The following is a 21,785-nucleotide window of genomic DNA, read 5'->3' as shown; positions in this document are numbered from 1 at the left end:
GGCTTGCGCATGCGGACTGGCGTCTGCCGGTCGGCGATTCCCCACCATGATTGCAGGGTCGAGCCATCGCATGAGCATGAAGCCAATTCGCGCAGCCATCGCAGGCGCCCTTCTGGTCCTGTCGGCATGTACCAATACAGGCCAAACGGCTGCGCCGGCCGCTGCTTCCGCGTCGCCCCCCAGCACTTCGACGCAGACGGCTTCGACCTCGACGACGGCCCCCGCGACCGCCAGCAACAGTCCCCTGCAGCTCAACAGCGGCAATTTCCAGCCCGAAGGGGTGACGCCGGGACAGCCGACCGGAACGCTCGTCGGCAAGAAGGTCGAGGATCTGCGCGCGGATTTGACGCGCCTCCAGGCCTCCGTGGCGGACGAGAACAAGCAGCTGCAGGAGCTGCGCGCCCAGTCCGTCACCACCGCGAGCAACTACCACAACACCGTCGCCGCGATCCAGGCGAAGCTGCAGGTCGGCACCACCAAGGGCAACCCGATCCTGGTCGCCCAATGGAACCAGGCCCAGGCCCAGCTCGAGGCGGTCAATACCGATCTCGGCCACATGAACTCGCTGGCCAACGAGGTCGCAAGCAACGCGGCGCTGTCGAGCTACCTGCTCGAAGCCTCGCGCGCCGCCTTCGGCATCTCGGGCGCGGTCGACGAGGACCATCGCCAGCTCTCGATCCTCGAGGACGAGACCAACCGCACCACGGTGCTGATCGATCGTCTCCTGACCGAGCTCACCGAGGACATCTCGCGCCAGACCAACTATCTCGGCGCCGAGCGCTCGAACCTCAATACCCTGGCGCTCGCGGTGAACAATGGCGAGCTCTATGGCGAGAGCTTCGCCGCGCGCAACTACGCGCCGGCGATGGCGCCGCCGCTGCCGCCGGGTTCCGGGATCGCGACCGGCCGGCCGTTGGTGGTGATCCGCTTCGACCGCGACAATCCGGATTACGAGCAGGCGCTGTTCGCCGCCGTCAGCGCCGCCCTCGACCGCCGGCCCAATGCCGGCTTCGATCTGGTCGCCGTGGCGCCTTCGGCCGGCACGGCGGCCCAGGTGTCGCTCAACAGCAGTGCCGCGCGCCGCAGCGCCGACAAGGTGCTGCGCTCGCTGACCTCGATGGGCCTCTCGCCCGACCGCGTGAGCCTCTCGACCATGACGAGCCCGAACGCGCAGACCAACGAAGTCCAGCTTTACGTCCGATAGACCTCTACACCTCACCTCATAACCCGACGACGGAACCGGCGCCCTCCAGGCGCCGGTTTCTTTTTGGGCGCAAAGGTGGCCCCAGGCCCTTGGAAGCCCGGCGGCCGGGCCTAGTCTCGATGAAAGGCGCCTTGGGAGAGAGGCGCCCGACAGGAGGGGCAGATGCGGGTTCTCCTCACGGCACTGGTGCTCGGTTGGGTTCTCTCGGCGCCCCTCGCGGCCCGGGCCGGCGACGAAAGCCTGGCACCGGCCGATGCCAACGCCATCCATCAAGTGATCGAGCGCCAGATCGACGCCTTCCGGCATGACGACGGCGCCACCGCCTTCGGTTTCGCCTCGCCCGCGATCCAGCAGAAGTTCGGCGACCCGGGCAACTTCATGGCCATGGTCAAGACCGGCTATCCGCAGGTCTATCGGCCGAAATCGGTCGAGTTCGAGGACCTCTCGGTCGAAGATGTCGGACCGGTCCAGAATGTACGGGTGGTCGGTCCGGACGGCATCCCGGTCCTGATGATCTACCTCATGCAGAAGCAGCCCGACGGCTCCTGGCGGATCAACGGCGTCTATATGACCCAGGCGCCCGACCAGAGCGTCTGACCGCCCGCCTCGCCCTTGACGCCGCCCGGCCGGTGCTGGCGAAGTGCCGGCCATGAGCGCACCGCCAGACAAGAGTTTCCCGGTCACGTGGGAAGAGCTGCACCGCAACGCCAAGGCGCTCGCCTGGCGGCTGTCGGAGATGGGTCCCTTCACCGGCATCGCGGCCGTGACCCGCGGCGGGCTGGTGCCGGCCGCCATCGTGGCGCGCGAGCTCGATATCCGGCTGATCGATACGGTCTGTATCATCAGCTATGACGAGTTCAGCCAGGGTCAGCTCAAGGTGCTCAAGGGCGTGGCCGGTGACGGCCATGACTGGCTGATCGTGGACGATCTGGTCGATACCGGCCGGACCGCCCGGGCGGTCCGCGAGATGCTGCCCAAGGCCCATTTCGCGACCATCTACGCCAAGCCTGCCGGCAAGCCCCTGGTCGACACCTATGTCACCGAGGTCAGCCAGGACACCTGGATCCTGTTCCCCTGGGACATCGAGCCGCAATTCATCCAACCGATCGCCAAGCGCCGGAACGGGTGAGGCGCGGGCCCTGCCGGCCCCAACGCCGACGTCAAGGCGTGACGGTCAAGGGAAGCGCCATGCCGGCGGCGTAGTGCCCCGCCACATTGCAGATCAGCAGATAGGTGCCCGGCGCCAGCTTGAGCTCGAGCGTCTTGCTGGCGCTCGGCGACAGTTCGCCGCTGTCGCCAGCGCGCACAATCTGATCCTCGACCACGCGCCAGCTGTTGTAGTCGTAGGGCAGCGGCGCGGTCGCGCTGTCGACGGCAACGACGATCAGCTCGTGAACGACACTGCGCGACCAGTTGGTGACGTCGAAGGTGATCGTGCCGGCCGGCACGCTGTCCCGATCGGCGCGCACGGCCATCATGCCGTGCCCCATCATGCCCATGCCGCCGCCCATCATTCCCCCGCCGCCGGGCCCCGGGCCCCACGGGCCCATCATGCCCTGGCCGTAACCCATCATCCCGCCGCCGGGCCCTGCGCCCCACGGGCCCATCATGCCAGGCCCGTACCCCATCATCCCGACCCCGGCCCCGCCGCTCGCGACTGCCGTCATGTCGAGCAGGACGACCCGCACCATGGTTGTGGGTTCGGCGGCCCCAGCGGAGCCGATGGTCGCAACCACCAGGAACAAAGCGGCCAAGCCGCCACGGACTCGCGATGCCATATGAACCTCCGACGACGATCGATGGGTTTCGGCCGACAGACTGGCGCCAAGAGCCCCCGCATGCATTGACGGGGATCAAGCCCCCGCCGTCGCATCCGCATGCAAACCGGTCGCTGCCATGCCGCTTTCTCGGCGCCCGCTCCGGTCGCTTGACACCCGGTGATTCAGGGTGGCACCGTCCGATTCTCGATGGTTCCCCGACGGATGAATTCCAGGGGATCAAAAGGGAACACGGTGTGGACGACCCAATCGGGGCCAAAACCGTGGCTGCCCCCGCAACTGTAAGCGGCGAGCCTGTCGCCTTTTCGACCACTGGGAAATCGGGAAGGTCCGGCGTCAGGCAGCGACCCGCGAGCCAGGAGACCTGCCATCGAGGGATTGGATTTCAACATCGGGGCGGGGTGCCCTGGAGGAAGCCATGATCATCTTCCCGACGATTCTTCGGTGCAGACCCGCCCAGGCGACGACGCAGCCGGTTCGATCCGGAGGCGATTCCTTTGGTCGCTGACACCCGTTCCGGCCCGACCGCCGGCAGTGCCGAGATTCCCGCAGCCGCTCTGTTCGACCGGCTGCTGGCGCTCGACACCCATCGCCAGGACGAGGATCGCCTCAACCTGCTGGATTGGGTGATGTCGCTGCCCGACGATCTCGATCCGGCCCGGGCGGCCCGCGCCGTCCTCGACTATCAGAGCGGATCGCCGGGGCCGACCTTGTCGGCGCCGCTGCATCAGCTCCTCGATGTCGTCAGCCAGTTCTCCTTGAGCCGTCTCGCGCGCTACGCGAGCGAGCGGCGCCGTTCCCGTTTCCATCATCATCCAGCCTTTGGGGAGTCCCTCACATGAACACGATCCGTACCCATGCCGACGGCCGCACCGATGCCTCCGTCGCCAGCCGCGCCCTGCCCGTCGCCTTCGCCGCCTTCCTCGGCGCCTTCCTGATCTTCGGCGTCGGCTTCTCTCATGTCAGCGCGTTCCACAATGCCGCCCACGATGTGCGGCACTCGAACGCCTTCCCCTGCCACTGATCCAGGCAGCCCCAAAAGGGGGCACATCCATGGAACTGTTTCGCAAACTGATCTTCGCCGCCGCCGCGGCGGGACTGATCGCCGGCGCGTTCGTGACCGTCGTGCATCAGGTCTCGACCGTGCCGGTGATCCTCAAGGCAGAGGTCTATGAGAAGGCGGCCGACGCCGCCGCAGCCACGGCCAGCACGACCACGACAACCGCCACAACCACCGACGGCAGCTCGACCGCGGCCAGCACGGCCGACAGCAGCATGGCGAGCATGCCCGGCATGGAACATGAGGCGGGGGAATGGGAGCCGGCCGACGGCTTCCAGCGCAATGCCTTCACCGTGCTGGCGGATCTCCTGACCGGCGTCGGCTTCGCGCTGCTGCTGGTCTCGGCCTTCGCGCTGCGGGGCGGCGCGATGAACTGGCAGACCGGACTCTATTGGGGTCTCGCCGGCTTCGTCGCCTTCACCCTGGCGCCGGGCCTGGGGCTGCCGCCGGAAGTGCCGGGAACGCAGGCCGCCCCCTTGCTGGCCCGTCAGATCTGGTGGGTCTTCACGGTGGCCGCGGCTTGCGGCGGATTGGCTTGCCTCTTCTTCGGGCGCAAGCCGCTCTGGTGCCTGGCGGGCCTGGCGCTGCTCGTGGTGCCGCATATCGTCGGCGCGCCGCAGCTCGATCACGCCGAGAGCGCCGCACCGGAATCGATCACGCATCAGTTCATCGTGGCGGTGGTCATCACCAGCCTCGTGTTCTGGGCGGCGCTCGGCACGCTATCGGGCTATTTCTACCAGCGCTTCGTCAAGCCGGCCTGATCATCAGGGCCGGTTCCGGCGCCGGAATCGAAAGCCTCCCGCGGGCCGGCAGCTCCGGGAGGCTTTTAATTTTCGGGAAGCGTCAATTCTCGGGAAGCGACAACGGCCAATTGTCGATGAGGCGCGTGCGGCCGATCCAGACGGCGACGAAGAGCCGCGCGGGCCCTTGCGGCGCGACCGAGGGCGTCAAGGTCGCCTCGTCCGCCAGATCGAGATAATCGACCCGGTCGAAGCCGGCGCTCAGAAGCTCGAGGCGCGCCTGGGCGAGCGCCGCCTCGATCTCGGCGCCACCCTCGAGCCGCGCCGCCAATGTCTGCATCAGCCGCGGCAGCCTGGACGCGATCTGCCGCTCGGCCGGCGTCATGTAGCGATTGCGCGAGGAGAGCGCCAGGCCGTCGGCCTCGCGCACCGTGGGCACGCCGACGATCTGGGTCGGGATGTCGAGGTCGCGCGCCAGCCGCCGGATCACCTGGTACTGCTGGAAATCCTTCTCGCCGAAATAGGCGCGGGCGGGAGCGGCCATCAGCAGCAGCTTCGACACCACGGTGGCGACGCCAGCAAAATGGGACGGGCGGAACGGCCCGTCGAGATGGCGCGTCAGCCCCTTCACTTCGACCGTAGTCGAGAAACCTTGCGGATAGACGGTTTCGACCGAGGGCGCGAACAGGAGATCGCAGCCGACCGTCGCCAGGAGCGCGCGATCCTTGGCCTCGTCGCGCGGATAGGCGTCGAAATCCTCGGCCGGCGCGAACTGCGTCGGATTGACGAAGAGGGTCGCCACGGCCCGGCTGCATTCGGCCTTCGCCTGGCGCACCAGCGTCAGATGGCCCTCATGCAGCGCACCCATGGTCGGGACCAGGCCGATCGTCTCGCCTTGCCCGCGCCATTCGCCGATCTGCGCGCGCAATTCTGCGACCGTCCGCAGGACCGGCGTTTCCGGGAGGGCCGAACGTTGAGCCAGGGCCGCCATGATGATGCCCTCGGGGGACCCGTCAGGTCTCGGTGCCGAACAGATGTTCTTTGGCCGGGAAGCGCCGCGCGCGGACATCGGCGGCATAGGCGATCGCCGCCGCCGCCACCTGATCGCCGATCTCGGCATAGCGCTTCACGAATTTCGGCGTGAAGCTGTCGAACATGCCGATCAGATCGTCGATCACCAGCACCTGCCCGTCGCAGGCCGGCGAGCCGCCGATGCCGATGGTCGGGATCGCGATGCGCTGGGTGATCGCGCGCGCCAGCGGCTCGACCACGCCCTCGACCACGAGGGAGAAGGCGCCGGCCTCGGCGATCGCGACCGCATCCGCGGTGATCGCCTCGCGCTGTTCCGGATCGCGCCCGCGCGCGCGATAGCCGCCCAGCATGTTGACGGACTGCGGCGTGAGGCCGACATGGCCCATCACCGGAATGCCGCGCGCCACCAGGAACGCCACCGTCGGTGCCATCTCGCGGCCGCCTTCGAGCTTGACGGCGGAGCAGCCGGTCTCGGCCATGAGCCGCGCGGCCGCCCGGTAGGCGACCTCGGGCGATTCCTGGTAGCTGGCGAAGGGAAGATCGACCACAAGACAGGCTCGTTCGCTGCCGCGGCGCACGGCGGCGCCATGGGCAACCATCATGTCGAGCGTCACCCGCAGGGTGCTGTCGAAGCCATAGAGCACCATGCCGAGGGAATCGCCGACCATCAGCAGGTCGACATGGGGATCGAGCCGACGCGCCATGGGCGTAGTGTAGGCCGTGAGGCAGACGATGGGTTCGCCGCCTTTGCGGGCCTTGAGTTCGGGAACGGAAATACGCCCGAGCCGCCTTACGGTGCTCATCGAGAACCCTCCTGGCGATCCTGAGGGTCCTCGAGGCGCGCTCGCCTCTGGGGCCGAAGACCCTTGCCGCCAACCGCTCGTCTACCCAGCGGCCGATCCCACCCCTTCAGGGGCCGGCGCATTGCGCCAATGGTTTTACGCCAATAATGGTGCAACGCACAACGACCTTCGCCACTGCAAAAACCGTTCCAGATATCTGGACTTTCGGCCGGTTTCGCTCTGCACCAATGGCTTAACGGTTCAATCCGGGAGCCGGTGCCAGAGCCGCGGGGGCACCGGCTCCTTGCCATCGGCCGCAAGCCGCTTTTTCCGGATGGCGTGCAGAGGCCAGAACCGCTCCATGACCAGATAGGTGAAGGAGGCCGACCAGCCGATCAGGAGCAGCCCGATGACGGCCTCGACGCCGGCGAGCAACCTGGCGCCGCCGATCGGATAGAGGTCTCCGAACCCGATGGTGCTGTAGGTGACGGCAGAAAAATAGACCAGGTCGGGAAAATCGATCTGCCGCTCGCCGGCGATAGAACCCAGCGCGAAGTGATCGGAGAGAAAATAATAGGCGACCGCGAAGATCCACACCTCGATCGTATGGGCAAGAAAGCAGGCGGCCACCACGGCGAGCATCCGTCCGCGCAACCCGATCCATGAAGGACCCGGCAATTGCGAGGAGACGATGCGCAAAGCTTCGTAATGCACCAGAATGCAGACGAGAACGAGCAGAACGCTGGAAAACATGCCGACGATCATGAATGGTCCCCTGTCCGACGGACGACCCGCCCTGCCTGCAGCATACGCTACCGGGTTCGCGGGCGCTGTGACGAGAGTGCTGCGAACGCGGTGGTTCGTGGTTTTTTCGCTGGTCTCCAGCATCGCGCTTGCCGGCTGCAGCGGTCCATTCCCACCTTGCACGCCCGGCAAGGTCGAAGCCTCGGATGCGGCGGCACCGGCTCCGGAAGCGGCGACCGGGCAACAGGCCAGCATCGCCGTCCGGGCCCAGCGCCACATGATCGTCGCCGCCAATCCGCTGGCGGCCGAAGCGGGCCGCGAAATCCTCCGTCAGGGCGGCAGCGCCGTGGATGCGGCGATCGCCACGGCCCTCGTGCTCAATCTGGTCGAGCCGCAATCCTCGGGGCTCGGCGGCGGCGGCTTCATGCTCGCCTTCGACGCGCAGCACAACAAGCTCCAGGCGTTCGAAGGCCGCGAGACGGCGCCGGCCTCGGCCAAGCCCGACCGGTTCCTGGGCGCGGACGGCAAGCCGCTCGAATTCGAGGATGCGCAGGCGAGCGGCCTCTCGGTCGGCGTGCCGGGCATTCTCGCCATGTATGAGCTGGCCCACCGGCAGTTTGGAAAACTGCCTTGGGCGGCGCTGTTCGCGCCGGCGATCCATCTGGCCGAGGCCGGATTCGCCATTTCGCCCAGGCTGGCGCAGCTCCTGGCGGACGACGAATATCTGCCGCATTCGCCGACCGCCGCCGCCTACTTCTACCAGGCCGACGGCAGGCCCAAGCCCGTGGGCAGCATCCTGCGCAATCCGGAGTTCGCGCAGACGCTGAAGACGATCGCGGCGCAGGGCACGGCACCGTTCTATCGCGGTCCCATCGCAGCCGACATTGCGAGCTCGGTCAGCGAGGCCTGGCGTCATCCGATCGAGATGACGGCGGGCGACCTCGCGGCCTATCGCGCCCATGCGCCGGACGCGCTTTGCCGGCCCTATCGCGATTGGAAGGTCTGCAGCGTGCCGCCGCCCAGCTCCGGCGGCGTGGCGTTGCTGCAGATCCTGACCATGCTCGAGCCCTACCGGCTCGGCGCGCCGGGGACGGGCAATGTCGAGAGCCTGCATCTCGTGACCCAGGCCGAGGCGCTCGCCTATGCCGATCGCGCGCTCTATCTGGGTGATCCCGATTTCGTCCCGGTCCCGACCGCAGGCCTGCTCGACACCAAATATCTGGCCAAGCGCGGCGACCAGATCTCGGATGCCTGCAGCATGGGCAAGGCCCTGCCCGGCACACCGCCGACCCAGCAGGCCTTCGCCGTACCGCCGACGCAATATGAGCCGGCCGGCACCACGCAGATCAGCATCGTCGACGACGCGGGCAATGCCGTCAGCCTGACCGCCACGATCGAGAGCGCCTTCGGTTCCAAGATCATGGTCCACGGCTTCCTGCTCAACAACGAGCTCACCGATTTCGCCTCGATCCCCGAGGTCGATGGCAGGCCCGTGGCCAACCGGGTCCAGCCCGGCAAGCGTCCGCGCAGCTCGATCACGCCGGTAATGGTGTTCGATCGCGAGGGCCGCCTCGTCCTCGTCACCGGCTCGCCCGGCGGCAGCGCGATCATCGGCTATGTGACGAAGGCGCTGATCGCCATGCTCGACGGCGATCTCGATCCCGCCTCGGCGGCGGCGCTGCCCAACTTCGTCAACCGCAACGGCGCCACCGAGCTCGAAGCCGGCACCGCCTTGAGCAGCATCGCGCCGGTCCTGGCCGAGCGCGGCCATGACGTCCGCTTCACGGACTTGACCAGCGGCCTCAACTCGATCCGCGTCACCGCCGAGGGCCTCGTCGGCGGTGGCGACCCCAGGCGCGAGAGCGCGGTGCTGGGGGATTAGCGGAAGCATCGCGTCCGGGCCCACCCCTCCCCCTACCCCCTCCCGCAAGGGGAGGGGGCTCGAACTAACAATAATCGCGCCCCTTCCCCGATCGTGAATCCAGTGAAGGGAAGAAAAAATCCACGCCCCCTCCCCTTGCGGGAGGGGGAAGGGGGAGGGGTGCCTCAGACTCCCTCTCAAAGCTTGCCCGTCCCTGGCGCAGGCGGCAGAGTGCGCCCGCCATGAACAGCCCGAGCCCCGCTCCCGTCCTGGACCGCCCGACCATCACCTTGCGCAAGGGTTCGCAGCGGCGCGCGCTGGCGGGGCATCCCTGGATCTATTCCAACGAGATCGAGATGACCCCGGCGGCGAAGGCGCTGCCGCCCGGCCAGGTGGTGCGGGTGAATGCCGAGGATGGGCGGCCGATCGGCACCGCGCTCTTCAACCCGCACAGCCTGATCGCGGGCCGCCTGCTCGATGCCGATCCCCATCGCGTGATCGACGCCCTGTTCCTGGCGCAGCGGCTGGAGCGGGCCCTCGCCCTGCGCGAGCGGCTCTACGACAAGCCGTTCTATCGCCTGATCCATGCCGAAGCCGACGGGTTGCCGGGCGTGGTGCTCGACCGCTTCGGCGACACGCTGGTGCTGCAGACCAACAGTGCCGGCATGGAGCGGCTGCTCGACGCGCTGGCCGACGCGATCGACAGGGTGCTCAAGCCGCAAGCCCTGCTGCTGCGCAACGACAGCCCGGCTCGCAAGCTCGAGGGGCTCGAGCCTTATGTGCGCATGGTGTCGGGAGCGTTGGAAGGACCGCTGTCGCTCGAGGAGAACGGCGTGCGCTTCCTCGCCGATCCGCGGGAGGGGCAGAAGACCGGCTGGTTCTTCGATCAGCGCGAGAACCGCGCCCGGGTCGCGGCGCTGGCGAAGGGCCTGCGGGTACTCGACGTCTACAGCTATTGCGGCGGCTTTGCGCTTACGGCGGCCGCAGCCGGTGCCAGCGAAGTGACGGCCGTGGATCGCTCCGAAGCGGCGCTGGCGCTCGCCGAGCAGGCCGCCGCCCTGAACGGGCTCGCCGAGCGCTGCCGCTTCCGGCGCGCCGACGCCTTCACCGAGCTCGAGGCGATGGTGAAGTCACGGCAGAATTTCGACATCGTGGTGGCCGACCCGCCTGCCTTCGTCAAATCGAAGAAGGATCTGGGCCAGGGCGCGCGCGCCTATCGCAAGCTGGCGCGGCTGTCGGCGGAATGCGTGCGGCCCGGCGGATTCCTCTTCATCGCCTCCTGCTCGCACAATATGGAGGCGGGCCTGTTCGCCGAGGAAGTACGCCGCGGGATCCACGACCTGGCGCGCGAGGCGCGGATCCTGGCATCGACCGGGGCGGCGCCCGATCATCCGGTTCATCCGGCCCTGCCGGAGAGCGCCTATCTCAAGGGGCTCCTGCTGCAGATCGACTGAGGCCGCAAGGCGTCCGTCGGTCCGAAGGCGCGAACGCTCAGTGCGAGTTGCGATGCTCGGCGTGATCGAAGCCGCGTTTGATCATGTAGAAGACGAACAGCACGGCGAAGATGAAGAACACCAGTCCGCCCCAATAGGGCATCGAGTGGCCGCCGCGCGCCGCGACGAAAAGACCGACCAGGCCCATCAGCGCCACCAGTCCCGACAGGACCCAACTCGACGCGCTACCCATCTTGCTTGCTCCTTCTGACCTCAAACCCGACCCCTTGCCGACGAAACCAGCGGATTCGTCCATGGGCCCAGGCGCCGGCAAGATAAGGGGATCGGCGGGTCCGCGCAACTGCGCCAAGCGCCGCCGCAGGGCGGCGACGGCATCGTCTCAACGGCCTGTTCCGGATCGAGAAATCGGCCTCAGGCGGCGGGCCTGCGGGCCGGCAGATCGATGCGGAACAGGGTCCCGCCGGCATCGCTGCTGACGAGCGAGAGATCGCCGCCATGGGCGTGCGCCAGTTCGCGGGCGATGGCGAGGCCGAGGCCCGAGCCGCCCGCCCGGCCCGAGCCGGCGAAGGGCGTGAAGAGATTCTGCCGCGCCCGCGGCGCCAGGCCGGGGCCGTTATCGCGCACCTCGATGATGACGCGCTCGCCTTCGGTCGCGGCCGAGACGGTCACCTCGACCGCGCCCGCTTCGGACGCGTTGCGCACCAGATTGGCAAGCACGCGATAGAGCTGGTCGCGATCGGCCTCGAGCTCGATATCGCCGACCGCATCGACGAGCTCGGTCTTGCCATTGGCGAACCCGTCGGCACCGATCTCATGGATCAGTCCCTTGAGCGCGAAGCGCCGATAGTCGAGCCGCACCGGGCCCTCGCGGGTGAAATCGAGGGTGCGGGTGCAGAGATCGACGGCACGGTCGATGGCCGCCACCAGCGTGGGGGCCGCGCGCTTGACCTGCGGATCGGCGCTGGAAACCAGCCGGTCCGACACCAGCTGCGCCGTCGCCAGCATATTGCGAAGATCGTGGCTGATCTTGGTGACCGCGGTGCCCAGCGCCGCGAGACGCGTCTTCTGCTGCAGCGACGCGCGCAACCCGGCCTGCATCTCGGCCAGTTCGGCCTGGGCGACGCCGATCTCGTCGGAACGCCGCTCGACCCGCAAGGGACGGGAGAGATCCTCGGGATCGCCGCGGAAGGCGATCATGCTTTCGGTCATGCGCCGGATCGGGCGCACCATCCACCATTGGAGCGCCAGATAGACGAGACTCGCGGTGACCAGCGAGATCACGATCGAGACCGCCAGGATCTGCGCGCCATAATCGAGCATGGCGTCATGCAGCGGCGCCTCGTCGATCACGATCTCGACCTCGGTCTCGTTATGGCGCGGCGAGACTCCGACTACGCGCAATATCCGGTTGCGGCCCTGGACCAATGCCACCACCGCATCGCGGACGGAGCGGAACAGGCCATGCTGGCGCAGGTCGAATTGCGCATCGATCGCCGGCACCTTGTCTTCCATGCCCAGCATCAGCTTCTTGCCGTCCGGACGCTTCATGCCGATCACATAGGCGCCGGCCTGGCTCAGCAACTCCATCTCGAGCTCGTCGCTCACCATCGCGTCGGGCGTGGCCAGCAGCGCCAGGACCGCGATGTTGGCGGCGGCGAGCCGCTCCTCCAGATATTTCAGGCGGAAGGAGGCGATCGAGGGCACGAAGATCAGCACCTCGCTCACCATCACGAAGGCGATCGTCAGCACCAGCAGCCGCGCCGACAGGCTGTGCCACAGGACCGGCAGCTTCGGACGGGGACGGTTCATGGCCATCGCGCAAGCCACCGGACCCAGCGGCGCGTGCGCTCGGTGAGCATCCGTTGGGCGTAGAAACCGCCCGCGACGCGTTTGCTGATTTCGCTCAAGGTTGGATAGGCCGTGATCATCTCGGTGAAGGCGCGCAAGGACAAACCCGAGGCGAGCGCGAGGCTCCAGCTGTGAATGAGCTCACCCGCCGACGCGCCCGCGATTCCGGCGCCGATGATCCTGCCCTGGGGCGTAGCCACGAGCTTGATGAATCCTGCGGTGTTCCGGTCAGTCTCCCCGCGATCGAGCTCGGCAAAGGGGAAACGGCGGACAACGAGCTGCGCATGGCCGGCCGACCGCGCCTCGGCCTCGGTCAGGCCGACCTGCGCGAGCTCGGGATCGGTGAAGGTGACGCGCGGCAGGATCACAGGCCGTGTCCGCGCCGGCAGCCGGAACATCATCGATCGGATCGCGACCATGGCCTGGTGCGTGGCCCAATGGGTGGATTGCGGCCCGCCGGTCACGTCGCCGATGGCAAAGATGCGCCGGTTCGAGGTGCGGCAGCGCCGATCGATCCTGATCGCCTTGCCGTCGCAGGCGACTCCCGCCGCCTCCAGCCCGAGGCCATCGCTGGCCGGAACGCGGCCGGCCGCCAGCAGCAGATGCGAGCCGTCGAGCGTCGCGATGCCGGCTCCCTCCCCGAGCGTGACGCGAAGGCCCGCGCCGGCGCTCGCGACCCCGGTCACCGCAACCCCTTCGCGCAGGTCGATCCCCTCGCTTTTCAGACGCCGACGAATCACTTCGACCAGCTCCGGATCCTCGTCGCCGAGAATCCGCTTCGCCTCCAGGATCGTGACCGCGGCGCCCAGGCGCCGAAAGGCCTGACCCAGCTCGCAGCCGACGGCGCCCCCGCCGATCACCAGAAGATGCGAGGGCAATTCGGCCAGGTCGAAGATCTCGAGATGGGTGCGATGGGGAACCCGATCGAGGCCGGAGATCGGCGGCCGCAGGGGATGGGCGCCGGTGGCAAGACAGAAACGCCGCGCCACGATCTCGGTGTCGCCGGCCGCCAGGCGATCGGGCCCCGTGAAGCGCGCCATGGCGCGGATCACGCGCACGCCGAGACCCTCGCAGCGCGCCTGCGAATCATGCGGCGCGATGGAGTCGATCGCCTCTTTCACGTGAGCGCGCACGCGCGCGAAGTCGATCCGCGGCGGATCGTAGCTGATGCCGAAGGCGGCACTGTGCCGATGCTGAGTCGCGGCCCGCGCCGCGGCGATCAAAGCCTTGGAGGGCACGCAGCCGCTGTTGAGGCAATCGCCGCCCATCGCCGCGCCTTCGACCAGAACGGTGGAGAGGCCGAGCTGCGCGCCGGCGGCCGCGATCGTGAGGCCACCCGAACCGGCGCCGACGACACAGAGATCCACGCTGATGCGCTCGGGCATGGACGCGGGCCTCAAGCCTGACCGCGTGTCTGGCGGCGGCGGCGCTGCCAGTATTTGTAGAGCACCGGGAGCAGCGCCAGCACCGCCAGGCCGCTCAGCCCCATGATCATTTCCGGCGTGAGGACCGAGTGCCAGCTCACCTTGTCGCCGCGATCGAAGAAGACGCCGAGCCCCGCGCCGAAGCTGGCATAGAAGAAATTGGCCGGCAGGATTCCGAGGAAGGTTCCGAGCACATAGCGGCGCAGGGGCAGACCGACGAAAGGCAGCACCAGATTCAGGATGAAGAAGGGGAAGAGCGGAATCAGCCGCAGCACCAGGAGAAAGCTCATGCCGTTTTCCGCGAAGCCGCGCTCGATCTTGACGATCCACGGGCCCGCGCGCCGACGGATCCAGGGACCCAGCGCGCCGCGGGCCACGACGAAGACGATGGTGGCACCCATCGTGGCACCCGTTACGGCCAGCAGGCTGCCGAAGATCTGGCCGAACAGGAATCCGCCGACGATGGTCATGACCACGCAGCCGGGGACCGAGCTCACCACGATGACCGAATAGAGCAGCAGATAAACCGGGATCACGAGATACCAGTAGGATTCGACCAGCATCCGCAGCTCGTCGCGATGCGTCTGCAGCGTGTTCCAGTCGAAATAACGGTTGAGCCCGAAGGCGACGCCGCCGGCGAGCAGCGCGAGGCCGGCCAGCAGGGCCACGGCCCGATGCCAGAGCGGCCGTTCCATCTTCGCCAGGGCCGGCTCGTCCAGCTCGAGGTGAGTGGGCGAACCCGGCGTCAGGCCGGCAGGCTCTCGGTCGTCGGCCATGCGTCATCCTGTCCCGGAAGGCCCGACGGCCCGAATCGCCACCCGGCTGGAGAAGCTGCGCGCCCCTCTAACACTCTCCCGCCCCCCAACGCCATAGCGCAGGGGGCGACGGGCCGGTCGCGCGTCCGGCTTTCGAAAGGGCCGGATAACGGCGGAAAGTCAGCCCCTATCGGCAAGCCGCAAAAGCCTCTATGAAACGCCCTCCACGGGGATCGCCGACAGCGTCCCCAGGATGACTCAGATGGGATATAAAGTAACTGAGTAATTTACTCACCTATATCGGACGTCCCGCGGGACGCCGACCGACCGGCTATCGTTGACTCAGGCGCGCCCAGCCCTTATACAGCGCCGGCAATTTACCCAAGCTTTCCCGAGATTTCGGAGACTTAATCGTGAAGCGCACCTACCAACCCAGTGTGCTCGTCCGCAAGCGCCGGCATGGCTTCCGCTCCCGCATGGCGACTGTGGGCGGCCGCAAAGTCATCTCGTCGCGTCGCGCCAAGGGCCGCAAGCGCCTCAGCGCTTAAGCCGTTCGAGCCTCCCTTGGCGCAGCTCGCAAGATTGAAGCGGCGCCAGGAATTCCTGGCGGTCGCGGCGAGCGGACGAAAGTTCGTCGCGCCGGGACTAATCCTGCAGGCCCGCAGACATTCGACCGACGGCAGCCCATCCGCCGTCCCGGTCGATTCGGTCGGCGGCGAGGCGGCCTTGCGGATCGGCTTCACCGCCAGTCGCAAGGTCGGCAACGCGGTCGCGCGCAACCGGGCGCGGCGCCGGCTCAAGGCCGCGAGCGAGACGATCATGCGGGCCCATGCGGCGTCCGATCATGATTATGTCCTGGTCGCGCGGGCCGGAACGTTGACGCGGGCCTATGGCGATCTCCTGGCCGACCTTTCGGCCGGGCTGAAGCAGCTGAAGCTCTATCGGATCCGGCATTGAACGACCGGATCGAAACGGGGTGGAAGGGATGAAGGCGGCGCGTTGGCTCTGCATCGGCATGATCCGGGCCTACCAGCTTCTGGTCGGGCCGCTGCTGCCGCGCTCCTGCCGCTTCGAACCGAGCTGCTCCCATTACGGCATCGAGGCCTTCAAGCATCATGGCGTGCTGGCCGGCCTGGCGCTGACGGCCTGGCGGCTGTTGCGCTGCAATCCCTGGGGCGGTCATGGATACGACCCCGTGCCCCCAACCTTCTCATGGCGGCAGCTCTGCGGACGGCTCGCCCGTCCCGAGCGCCGCTCTCCCTCCTTTTGACCTACTGACGAGTTCTGGCCCGGTCCCTCATGGAACAACGCAATCTCATCATCGCGATCGCCGTCTCGGTCGCGATCCTGATCGGCTCGCAGGTGGTGACGGCGGTCTTCTTCCCGCCCAAGCCCGCTCCTGTCGCCACGCAGACCACCTCGACCGGAACCGGGACGACCGCCGACGGCAGCGCCGCGCCCAGCGCGCCCGCGGCCGCCTCCGAGCAGCCGCTGGCCGATCGCGGCCAGGTGATCGCCGCCACGAGCCGCATCGCCATCCATTCGCCGCGCCTCACCGGCTCGATTGACCTCAAGGGCGGGCGCCTCGACGATCTGGTGCTCAACGACTATCGCGAGACGGTCGATCCGACATCGCCCAACATCATCCTGTTGTCGCCGGTGGGCGCCGCCAACGCCTATTACGCGGATTTCGGCTGGGTCCCGCAGGAGCCCGGCGTCGTGCTGCCCGGTCCCGATACCGTCTGGCAGGCGCAGGGCGACCAGTTGGCGCCGGGCCAGACCGTCACCCTCACCTGGGACAACGGCCAGGGCCTCAAGTTCGAGCGCCGCTTCGAGCTCGACGAGAACTTCATGTTCAAGGTGACGCAGCGCGTCCAGAACGACAGCGGCCAGACCGTCACGCTCTTCCCCTACGGCCTGATCGCGCGCCACGGCACGCCCCATCTGCTCAACTACTACATTCTGCATGAGGGCCTCCTCGGCGTGCTGGACGGCTCCCTCGTCGACAATGTCTCCTACAAGGACATCCGCGAGAAGAAGCAGATCAATTACAGCTCGACCGGCGGCTGGCTCGGCATCACCGACAAATATTGGCTGGTGGCGCTGGTTCCCGACCAGGCGGCCAAGATCACGGCCCGCTTCAGCCATACGCTCGCGGGCACGACCGACCTCTACCAGGCCGACTATCGCGGCGAGGCAACGCCGTTGGCCGCGGGTGCGTCGGCCGAGAACAGCACCCAGCTGTTCGCCGGCGCCAAGGTCGTCAGCCTGCTCGACAAATATGGCGACGAGTACAAGATCCCGCTGTTCGATCGCGCGGTCGATTTCGGCTATCTCTACTTCCTGACCAAGCCGATCTTCCGCGTGCTCGACTTCCTCTACGGGCTGGTCGGGAATTTCGGCGTCGCCATCATGCTGCTGACGGTGCTGATCCGGCTGATCCTGTTCCCGCTCGCCAACAAGTCCTACAAGGCCATGAGCAAGATGAAGGCGCTCGGGCCCGAAATGACGAAGATGAAGGAGCGCTTCAAGGACGACAAGGCGCGCATGCAGCAGGAGATCATGGCCCTCTACAAGAAGGAGAAGGTCAATCCTGCCGCCGGCTGTCTGCCGATCCTGGTGCAGATCCCGATCTTCTTCTCGCTCTACAAGGTGCTGTTCGTCACCATCGAGATGCGCCACGCGCCCTTCTTCGGCTGGATCAAGGATCTGTCGGCGAAGGATCCGACCTCGGTCTTGAATCTCTTCGGGCTGCTGCCCTACCACGTTCCCGATCTGGGGCCGCTCAACCTCCTCAGCATCGGCGTCTGGCCGCTGGTCATGGGCTTCACCATGTGGATGCAGCAGCGCCTCAATCCGGCGCCGCCCGATCCGGTGCAGGCGCGCATCATGTCGCTGCTGCCGGTCATCTTCACCTTCATGCTGGGCCAGTACACCGCCGGCCTGGTGATCTACTGGGCCTGGAACAACACGCTCTCGGTCGCCCAGCAGCGCTTCATCATGTGGCGGATGGGCGTGAAGGCCTGATCGGTCGCGAGCGCAAGCGGAGGCAGCCGGATCCCGGGATGGCGCAGCGGACAACCGACGAGATCGATCAAAAGGCGATCGAAGCCGGCCGGCTGCTGTTTGCGGCGGAATGCGAGTTCGTCGCCGGCGCCACGAGCCCCGAAATCCTGCCGCCGATCGGCCTGCCCGAGGTCGCCTTCGCCGGCCGTTCCAATGTCGGCAAGTCGAGCCTGATCAACGCGCTCACCGGCCGCAAGACCCTGGCCCGCACCTCGAACACGCCCGGCCGCACCCAGCAGATCAACTTCTTCCGCCTGGGCGGCCGGCTGATGCTCGTCGACATGCCGGGCTACGGCTACGCCAAGGCCTCGCGCAAGGAGGTCAAGGAATGGCAGGGGCTGGCGACGCTCTATCTCAAGGGCCGGCCCTCCCTGCGCCGCGCCCTGCTGCTGATCGACGCCCGCCAGGGGCTGAAGCCGATCGACGAGCGCGTCATGTCGCAGCTTGATGAATCCGCGCAATCCTACCAAGTGGTGTTGACCAAAGCCGACAAGCTGAAGCCGGCGGCCCTGGCGGAGCTGCGCGACCAGGTGGCCGCCCGGGCGGCGCGCCATCCCGCCGCCCACCCCGAACTCGTTGCCACCAGTGCCGTCACCGGCGAAGGCATTTCCACCCTGCGCGCGCTGCTCGCCGCGCTGGCGAGCCCAACCCCTTTGAGGTAAAGTCCGCCGCCATGTCTCAGAGCAATTTCAGCGAAACGAAATACTGGCTGCGCACCGCGCGCACGATCTCGGAGGCGCTGCCCTATATGCAGCGCTATGCCGGCAAACGCTTCGTCATCAAATATGGCGGGCACGCCATGGTCGATGCCGAGCTGGCCAAGGTCTTCGCCCAGGACATCGTGCTGATGAAGCAGATCGGGATCCATCCGATCGTGGTCCATGGCGGCGGCCCGCAGATCGGGCAGATGCTCGACCGGCTGCAGATCAAGAGCAGCTTCGTCGACGGCCTGCGCGTCACCGACGCCGCCACCGTCGAGGTGGTCGAGATGGTGCTGGCCGGCACCATCAACAAGCAGATCGTCGCCGCCATCAACAGCGCCGGCGGCAGCGCCATCGGTCTCTCGGGCAAGGATGCAGGCCTGATCGAGGCGCGCAGGCATTTCCTCGAGAAGGACGGCAAGCAGATCGATATCGGCTTGGTCGGCGAGCCGGCGAAGGTCAATCCGCAGGTGATCGACCTGCTGCAGAATTCCGATTTCGTCCCGGTGATCGCCCCGGTCGGCTTCGGCCCCGACGGCCTCACCTACAACATCAATGCCGACACGGCGGCCGGCGCCATCGCGGCGGCAGCCAAGGCCAAGCGCCTGCTGATGCTGACCGACGTGGCGGGCGTGCTCGACAAGACCGGCAAGCTGATCGAGGACCTGACCGTCAGCCAGGTGCGCCAGCTCATGGCCGACGGCACCATCAGCGGCGGCATGATCCCGAAGCTCGAGACCTGCGTCGACGCGGTCGAGAAGGGCGTCGAGGCCTCGGTCATTCTCGACGGGCGCGTGCCGCACGCGCTGCTGCTCGAGATCTTCACGCCCCACGGACTCGGCACGCTGGTCCATCAGGGCTGATCCGCTCCTGCCGCGCTCTCGCCGAAGGACGGTCTGGCCGGAACGGATAGCGTTTGCCATTCCAGCAGCAGCCCTGCCGGGTTGTGGGGCCCGGAACGCGGGCTCCTGCACCAGCCCCCATCGTGGCGCACGCGGTTTCGAAGACCAATCGGGCACCGTCCGGCCATCACCATCGGCTCACGGAACTTTGATGCTTTCCCTCGCGCGGGGCCGCTTGCGCCGAGCCCTCATCGGCCCATGTCCGACATCATGGGGCAACCCGCGATATCGCACACCGATGAGAAGAGGCAACGATGAAGATCCTCGGCGTTCTGGCATTGCTGCTGACCGTCTTGAGTGGTGTCAGCGCATGCGCCAACAAGCCCGTTGAACAAAGCGTCCAGACCCAGTCCGGCAGTGGCGGTGGCGGGGGCGGCAGCAGCGGCGGTGGCGGTTCGGGCGGTGGAGGCGGCGGTCGCTATTGACCAGCATTCGGGAAAGGGCTTGGCGGTTCCTTCGCCACCCTTTCCGCTCGATGTCGCGGTCGCATGTCCGGAACTGAGGAGGCGATATCGGTTTCGCTCATCGACGGAAGGAGGCGGCGATGAAGCAGCTTGTCCTCTGCGCGTTGCTGATGCTCATGCTGGCCGGCACCGGTGCCTGCGTCAGCAAACCCACGACCGACCAGCATAGTCAGACACAGGAAAACGGCGGCAGCGGCATGGGTGGTGGCATGGGCGGCGGTTATTAACCGGCACCTCGCCCCGCAACCATAGCCGCAGGAGGCCTTCTGGCTCCGCTTGCACCGGGTGATGCGCTATGCATGAAATCCTATGCCGTCGCATTGCAGAACTCCCCAGAACGGCCCAGCGTCCGGGAGAGCACCCATGAAACGGATTGCCGCCTTCCTCCTGACTCTCGCCTTGTTCGCCGCGGTCCTGCCCGGCTGCACGAGCGAAAGGGAGTATTACGCCAGCCCCAGCCACGGTATCCGCGGCGATCTGAGCGACTGAGGGGGCGCTCCCAAGGTCGCGTCCGAATCCCGGGCAAGGGGGCGCGCGGGAACGCATCCCGTCTGTGCGTCGTTATGGGGTCGCGTCACCTTGATCGGCGGACCTCGTTTCCCGGGGTCGGCGGCGATCGCGACCGAAGGAACATCCCATCATGCGTCGATTCACCGGGCCGGCCCTCGCCCTGATTCTGTTCGCCGGGCTTTTGCTCGGCGGGCTCAGCGCCTGCAATACCGGCAGTCATCACGACAATGGCGGGTGGAACCCGACATCCGAACCGCATTCGCGCGGGAGTCACGCCTAGCCTTGCACCGCCGTCGCCGGCCGCCCATCTGAAATGCCGGGGTCACAATCGTTCGGGTGGCGGCGACCGCTGCCGAAGGGAGGTGCCGTGCTGTGCAGATACAGGGGTTTGACCTTCGGCTTCCTGCTTCTGGCCGGGCTCCTGTCGAGCGGCCTCGCTGCCTGCAGTTCCGACGCGTTCGACAGTGATAGCTATAATCGGGCCCCTCACCACCACATGATGGGTGGGGAAGGCCCCGGCTCGAAGCATTAGCGCGACCGCGAAGCCCGCCCGGCGGGCGCGGCGGCAAGGGGCTTGCGCGCCAGCCGCGCCATGGCCATGTTGCCAGCCATGAGCCCCATGCCAGAGACTGCGGCCGTGCCGGTCCCGGCGGACCGTTCCGGATCCGCCGGATTCGATCATGTCGATACCTGGATCTTCGATCTCGACAACACGCTCTATCCGGCGAGTTGCCGGCTGTTCGATCAGGTGGAGCGGCTGATCGGCGCCTATGTGGCCCAGCATCTCAATCTCGATGCCGAGCAGGCCCATCGGTTGCAGAAGCAGTATTTCCAGGAGTACGGCACGACGATGAACGGGCTGATGCTGCGCCATGGGGTCGATCCGCATCACTATCTCGAGTTCGTCCATGCGATCGACGTCTCGCCGGTGCAGCCGAGCCCGACCTTGGCCGGCGCCCTGGCGAAGCTCCCGGGTCGCAAGCTGATCTACACCAACGGCTCGGTCGCTCATGCGGAGCGCGTGATGGACCGGCTCGGCGTGCGCGAGCATTTCTCGGACATCTTCGACATCGTCGCCGGCAATTTCGAGCCGAAGCCGAAGGAATCGAGCTATCGCGCGCTGATCGAACGCCACGGCATCGAGCCGGCGCGCGCGGCCCTGTTCGAGGACCTGCCGCAGAATCTGGAACCGGCGGCGGCCATGGGCATGGTCACGGTGCTGGTGCGCACCGATTCGCCCTGGGCCCAGGCCGGCCGCGATGCGGCGCACATCCATCATGTGACGGACGATCTCGCCGGCTGGCTGGTGGAGATCGTCGACAAGCTGCCGCCGCGCTGACGGCAGCCGCGGAGGCTTTGCCGCCGAACCCGGCTTGCCGCGATTGATCGAAGGGAACGATCAAAGAAATCGGAACAATCGGTTTCTGCAATGGTCGGGCAGGCCTTAAACCATAGTCCTA

Annotated in this window: 27 protein-coding genes and 1 riboswitch; of the genes, 19 read left to right on the top strand and 8 right to left on the bottom strand. The window is 67.2% G+C overall.

The window, feature by feature from the left end; all coding sequences use genetic code 11:
- Nucleotides 1–70: 70 nt before the first annotated feature.
- The 3 genes from FRZ44_RS02715 (at nt 71) to gpt (ending at nt 2,333) form a co-directional block, all read left to right on the top strand.
- Complete coding sequence (locus FRZ44_RS02715; protein ID WP_151175728.1) at nt 71–1,204, top strand: hypothetical protein; 1,134 nt, start codon at nt 71–73, stop codon at nt 1,202–1,204.
- Between the two features lie 162 nt (nt 1,205–1,366).
- Nucleotides 1,367–1,801: a DUF4864 domain-containing protein gene (locus FRZ44_RS02710; RefSeq protein ID WP_151175727.1), complete on the top strand. Its 435-nt coding sequence runs from the start codon at nt 1,367–1,369 to the stop codon at nt 1,799–1,801.
- 52 nt (nt 1,802–1,853) lie between these two features.
- Nucleotides 1,854–2,333, top strand: a complete 480-nt coding sequence (gene gpt / locus FRZ44_RS02705; protein WP_151175726.1) for a xanthine phosphoribosyltransferase — start codon at nt 1,854–1,856, stop codon at nt 2,331–2,333.
- 31 nt (nt 2,334–2,364) lie between these two features.
- Here gpt and FRZ44_RS02700 read toward each other — a convergent pair whose 3' ends face one another.
- Nucleotides 2,365–2,982 (bottom strand): hypothetical protein, encoded by a 618-nt coding sequence (locus FRZ44_RS02700; protein WP_151175725.1) that lies wholly within the window; start codon nt 2,980–2,982, stop codon nt 2,365–2,367.
- Nucleotides 2,983–3,155: 173 nt separating this feature from the next.
- Nucleotides 3,156–3,368: riboswitch (cobalamin riboswitch) on the top strand.
- Between the two features lie 111 nt (nt 3,369–3,479).
- Between FRZ44_RS02700 and FRZ44_RS02695 the strand changes: the two genes are divergently transcribed.
- The 3 genes from FRZ44_RS02695 to FRZ44_RS02685 are packed head-to-tail and all read left to right on the top strand — an operon-like array spanning nt 3,480 to nt 4,803.
- Nucleotides 3,480–3,824 carry a hypothetical protein gene (locus FRZ44_RS02695; RefSeq protein WP_151175724.1) on the top strand — a complete coding sequence of 115 codons (345 nt, stop codon included), beginning with the start codon at nt 3,480–3,482 and terminating at the stop codon, nt 3,822–3,824.
- On the top strand, nt 3,821–4,006 hold the full coding sequence (locus FRZ44_RS02690) for a CbtB domain-containing protein (protein WP_151175723.1): 186 nt from the start codon (nt 3,821–3,823) through the stop codon (nt 4,004–4,006). The genes FRZ44_RS02695 and FRZ44_RS02690 overlap by 4 nt, the downstream gene beginning before the upstream one ends.
- A 29-nt stretch (nt 4,007–4,035) precedes the next feature.
- The gene (locus FRZ44_RS02685; protein ID WP_151175722.1) at nt 4,036–4,803 is read left to right on the top strand and encodes a CbtA family protein; all 768 of its coding nucleotides are present in this window, start codon (nt 4,036–4,038) and stop codon (nt 4,801–4,803) included.
- A gap of 82 nt (nt 4,804–4,885) precedes the next feature.
- Here FRZ44_RS02685 and panC read toward each other — a convergent pair whose 3' ends face one another.
- The 3 genes from panC to FRZ44_RS02670 form a co-directional block, all read right to left on the bottom strand.
- On the bottom strand, nt 4,886–5,773 hold the full coding sequence (gene panC, locus FRZ44_RS02680; protein WP_151175721.1) for a pantoate--beta-alanine ligase: 888 nt from the start codon (nt 5,771–5,773) through the stop codon (nt 4,886–4,888).
- 22 nt (nt 5,774–5,795) lie between these two features.
- Nucleotides 5,796–6,617 carry a 3-methyl-2-oxobutanoate hydroxymethyltransferase gene (panB, locus tag FRZ44_RS02675; RefSeq protein WP_151175720.1) on the bottom strand — a complete coding sequence of 274 codons (822 nt, stop codon included), beginning with the start codon at nt 6,615–6,617 and terminating at the stop codon, nt 5,796–5,798.
- 240 nt (nt 6,618–6,857) lie between these two features.
- Nucleotides 6,858–7,349: a potassium channel family protein gene (locus FRZ44_RS02670; protein ID WP_225308520.1), complete on the bottom strand. Its 492-nt coding sequence runs from the start codon at nt 7,347–7,349 to the stop codon at nt 6,858–6,860.
- Nucleotides 7,350–7,437: 88 nt separating this feature from the next.
- Here FRZ44_RS02670 and ggt point away from each other — a divergent pair, with 88 nt between their 5' ends.
- On the top strand, nt 7,438–9,222 hold the full coding sequence (gene ggt, locus FRZ44_RS02665; RefSeq protein ID WP_225308519.1) for a gamma-glutamyltransferase: 1,785 nt from the start codon (nt 7,438–7,440) through the stop codon (nt 9,220–9,222).
- A gap of 221 nt (nt 9,223–9,443) precedes the next feature.
- The gene (locus FRZ44_RS02660; protein ID WP_151175718.1) at nt 9,444–10,655 is read left to right on the top strand and encodes a class I SAM-dependent rRNA methyltransferase; all 1,212 of its coding nucleotides are present in this window, start codon (nt 9,444–9,446) and stop codon (nt 10,653–10,655) included.
- A 37-nt stretch (nt 10,656–10,692) separates the two neighbouring features.
- On the opposite strand, the gene FRZ44_RS02655 is transcribed toward FRZ44_RS02660, so the two are convergent.
- From FRZ44_RS02655 to FRZ44_RS02640, 4 genes are all read right to left on the bottom strand, one after another.
- On the bottom strand, nt 10,693–10,887 hold the full coding sequence (locus FRZ44_RS02655; protein ID WP_151175717.1) for a hypothetical protein: 195 nt from the start codon (nt 10,885–10,887) through the stop codon (nt 10,693–10,695).
- 179 nt (nt 10,888–11,066) lie between these two features.
- Entirely contained in the window at nt 11,067–12,464 is a 1,398-nt protein-coding gene (locus FRZ44_RS02650; protein ID WP_191908382.1) for a sensor histidine kinase, read from the bottom strand.
- Nucleotides 12,461–13,888 (bottom strand): dihydrolipoyl dehydrogenase family protein, encoded by a 1,428-nt coding sequence (locus FRZ44_RS02645; RefSeq protein ID WP_151175715.1) that lies wholly within the window; start codon nt 13,886–13,888, stop codon nt 12,461–12,463. The genes FRZ44_RS02650 and FRZ44_RS02645 overlap by 4 nt, the downstream gene beginning before the upstream one ends.
- 11 nt (nt 13,889–13,899) lie before the next feature.
- On the bottom strand, nt 13,900–14,703 hold the full coding sequence (locus FRZ44_RS02640) for a TVP38/TMEM64 family protein (RefSeq protein WP_151175714.1): 804 nt from the start codon (nt 14,701–14,703) through the stop codon (nt 13,900–13,902).
- A 392-nt stretch (nt 14,704–15,095) separates the two neighbouring features.
- Between FRZ44_RS02640 and rpmH the strand changes: the two genes are divergently transcribed.
- From rpmH to FRZ44_RS02605, 11 genes are all read left to right on the top strand, one after another.
- A complete protein-coding gene (gene rpmH / locus FRZ44_RS02635) occupies nt 15,096–15,230 on the top strand; it encodes a 50S ribosomal protein L34 (protein WP_151175713.1) in 135 nt (44 codons plus the stop codon).
- A 16-nt stretch (nt 15,231–15,246) separates the two neighbouring features.
- Entirely contained in the window at nt 15,247–15,639 is a 393-nt protein-coding gene (gene rnpA / locus FRZ44_RS02630) for a ribonuclease P protein component (protein ID WP_191908612.1), read from the top strand.
- Between the two features lie 28 nt (nt 15,640–15,667).
- Complete coding sequence (gene yidD / locus FRZ44_RS02625; RefSeq protein WP_151175711.1) at nt 15,668–15,952, top strand: membrane protein insertion efficiency factor YidD; 285 nt, start codon at nt 15,668–15,670, stop codon at nt 15,950–15,952.
- A gap of 29 nt (nt 15,953–15,981) precedes the next feature.
- Nucleotides 15,982–17,709, top strand: a complete 1,728-nt coding sequence (yidC, locus tag FRZ44_RS02620; protein ID WP_151175710.1) for a membrane protein insertase YidC — start codon at nt 15,982–15,984, stop codon at nt 17,707–17,709.
- A 38-nt stretch (nt 17,710–17,747) separates the two neighbouring features.
- Complete coding sequence (gene yihA, locus FRZ44_RS02615) at nt 17,748–18,410, top strand: ribosome biogenesis GTP-binding protein YihA/YsxC (protein ID WP_151175709.1); 663 nt, start codon at nt 17,748–17,750, stop codon at nt 18,408–18,410.
- A gap of 11 nt (nt 18,411–18,421) precedes the next feature.
- The gene (argB, locus tag FRZ44_RS02610) at nt 18,422–19,312 is read left to right on the top strand and encodes an acetylglutamate kinase (RefSeq protein WP_151175708.1); all 891 of its coding nucleotides are present in this window, start codon (nt 18,422–18,424) and stop codon (nt 19,310–19,312) included.
- Between the two features lie 293 nt (nt 19,313–19,605).
- Nucleotides 19,606–19,776, top strand: a complete 171-nt coding sequence (locus FRZ44_RS26960) for a hypothetical protein (protein WP_191908381.1) — start codon at nt 19,606–19,608, stop codon at nt 19,774–19,776.
- Between the two features lie 119 nt (nt 19,777–19,895).
- On the top strand, nt 19,896–20,042 hold the full coding sequence (locus FRZ44_RS26955; protein ID WP_191908380.1) for a hypothetical protein: 147 nt from the start codon (nt 19,896–19,898) through the stop codon (nt 20,040–20,042).
- Between the two features lie 136 nt (nt 20,043–20,178).
- Nucleotides 20,179–20,304: a hypothetical protein gene (locus FRZ44_RS27480; RefSeq protein WP_263641908.1), complete on the top strand. Its 126-nt coding sequence runs from the start codon at nt 20,179–20,181 to the stop codon at nt 20,302–20,304.
- Between the two features lie 151 nt (nt 20,305–20,455).
- Complete coding sequence (locus FRZ44_RS26950; protein ID WP_191908379.1) at nt 20,456–20,605, top strand: hypothetical protein; 150 nt, start codon at nt 20,456–20,458, stop codon at nt 20,603–20,605.
- 339 nt (nt 20,606–20,944) lie between these two features.
- The gene (locus FRZ44_RS02605; protein ID WP_151175707.1) at nt 20,945–21,664 is read left to right on the top strand and encodes a pyrimidine 5'-nucleotidase; all 720 of its coding nucleotides are present in this window, start codon (nt 20,945–20,947) and stop codon (nt 21,662–21,664) included.
- The last annotated feature ends 121 nt before the right edge of the window (nt 21,665–21,785 follow it).

It is taken from the genome of Hypericibacter terrae (assembly GCF_008728855.1).
Classification (GTDB): Bacteria; Pseudomonadota; Alphaproteobacteria; order Dongiales; family Dongiaceae; genus Hypericibacter; species Hypericibacter terrae.
This window is presented reverse-complemented; position numbering and strand designations above follow the sequence as displayed.

Bases quoted from the DNA above. Each gene is read 5' to 3' on its own strand.
- FRZ44_RS02715 (WP_151175728.1), top strand. From the start codon at position 71: ATGAGCATGAAGCCAATTCGCGCAGCCATCGCAGGCGCCCTTCTGGTC.
- FRZ44_RS02710 (WP_151175727.1), top strand. From the start codon at position 1,367: ATGCGGGTTCTCCTCACGGCACTGGTGCTCGGTTGGGTTCTCTCGGCG.
- gpt (WP_151175726.1), top strand. From the start codon at position 1,854: ATGAGCGCACCGCCAGACAAGAGTTTCCCGGTCACGTGGGAAGAGCTG.
- FRZ44_RS02700 (WP_151175725.1), bottom strand. From the start codon at position 2,982: ATGGCATCGCGAGTCCGTGGCGGCTTGGCCGCTTTGTTCCTGGTGGTT.
- FRZ44_RS02690 (WP_151175723.1), top strand. From the start codon at position 3,821: ATGAACACGATCCGTACCCATGCCGACGGCCGCACCGATGCCTCCGTC.
- FRZ44_RS02685 (WP_151175722.1), top strand. From the start codon at position 4,036: ATGGAACTGTTTCGCAAACTGATCTTCGCCGCCGCCGCGGCGGGACTG.
- panC (WP_151175721.1), bottom strand. From the start codon at position 5,773: ATGGCGGCCCTGGCTCAACGTTCGGCCCTCCCGGAAACGCCGGTCCTG.
- panB (WP_151175720.1), bottom strand. From the start codon at position 6,617: ATGAGCACCGTAAGGCGGCTCGGGCGTATTTCCGTTCCCGAACTCAAG.
- FRZ44_RS02670 (WP_225308520.1), bottom strand. From the start codon at position 7,349: ATGTTTTCCAGCGTTCTGCTCGTTCTCGTCTGCATTCTGGTGCATTAC.
- FRZ44_RS02660 (WP_151175718.1), top strand. From the start codon at position 9,444: ATGAACAGCCCGAGCCCCGCTCCCGTCCTGGACCGCCCGACCATCACC.
- FRZ44_RS02655 (WP_151175717.1), bottom strand. From the start codon at position 10,887: ATGGGTAGCGCGTCGAGTTGGGTCCTGTCGGGACTGGTGGCGCTGATG.
- FRZ44_RS02650 (WP_191908382.1), bottom strand. From the start codon at position 12,464: ATGAACCGTCCCCGTCCGAAGCTGCCGGTCCTGTGGCACAGCCTGTCG.
- FRZ44_RS02645 (WP_151175715.1), bottom strand. From the start codon at position 13,888: ATGCCCGAGCGCATCAGCGTGGATCTCTGTGTCGTCGGCGCCGGTTCG.
- FRZ44_RS02640 (WP_151175714.1), bottom strand. From the start codon at position 14,703: ATGGCCGACGACCGAGAGCCTGCCGGCCTGACGCCGGGTTCGCCCACT.
- yidD (WP_151175711.1), top strand. From the start codon at position 15,668: ATGAAGGCGGCGCGTTGGCTCTGCATCGGCATGATCCGGGCCTACCAG.
- yidC (WP_151175710.1), top strand. From the start codon at position 15,982: ATGGAACAACGCAATCTCATCATCGCGATCGCCGTCTCGGTCGCGATC.
- yihA (WP_151175709.1), top strand. From the start codon at position 17,748: ATGGCGCAGCGGACAACCGACGAGATCGATCAAAAGGCGATCGAAGCC.
- argB (WP_151175708.1), top strand. From the start codon at position 18,422: ATGTCTCAGAGCAATTTCAGCGAAACGAAATACTGGCTGCGCACCGCG.
- FRZ44_RS26960 (WP_191908381.1), top strand. From the start codon at position 19,606: ATGAAGATCCTCGGCGTTCTGGCATTGCTGCTGACCGTCTTGAGTGGT.
- FRZ44_RS26955 (WP_191908380.1), top strand. From the start codon at position 19,896: ATGAAGCAGCTTGTCCTCTGCGCGTTGCTGATGCTCATGCTGGCCGGC.
- FRZ44_RS27480 (WP_263641908.1), top strand. From the start codon at position 20,179: ATGAAACGGATTGCCGCCTTCCTCCTGACTCTCGCCTTGTTCGCCGCG.
- FRZ44_RS26950 (WP_191908379.1), top strand. From the start codon at position 20,456: ATGCGTCGATTCACCGGGCCGGCCCTCGCCCTGATTCTGTTCGCCGGG.
- FRZ44_RS02605 (WP_151175707.1), top strand. From the start codon at position 20,945: ATGCCAGAGACTGCGGCCGTGCCGGTCCCGGCGGACCGTTCCGGATCC.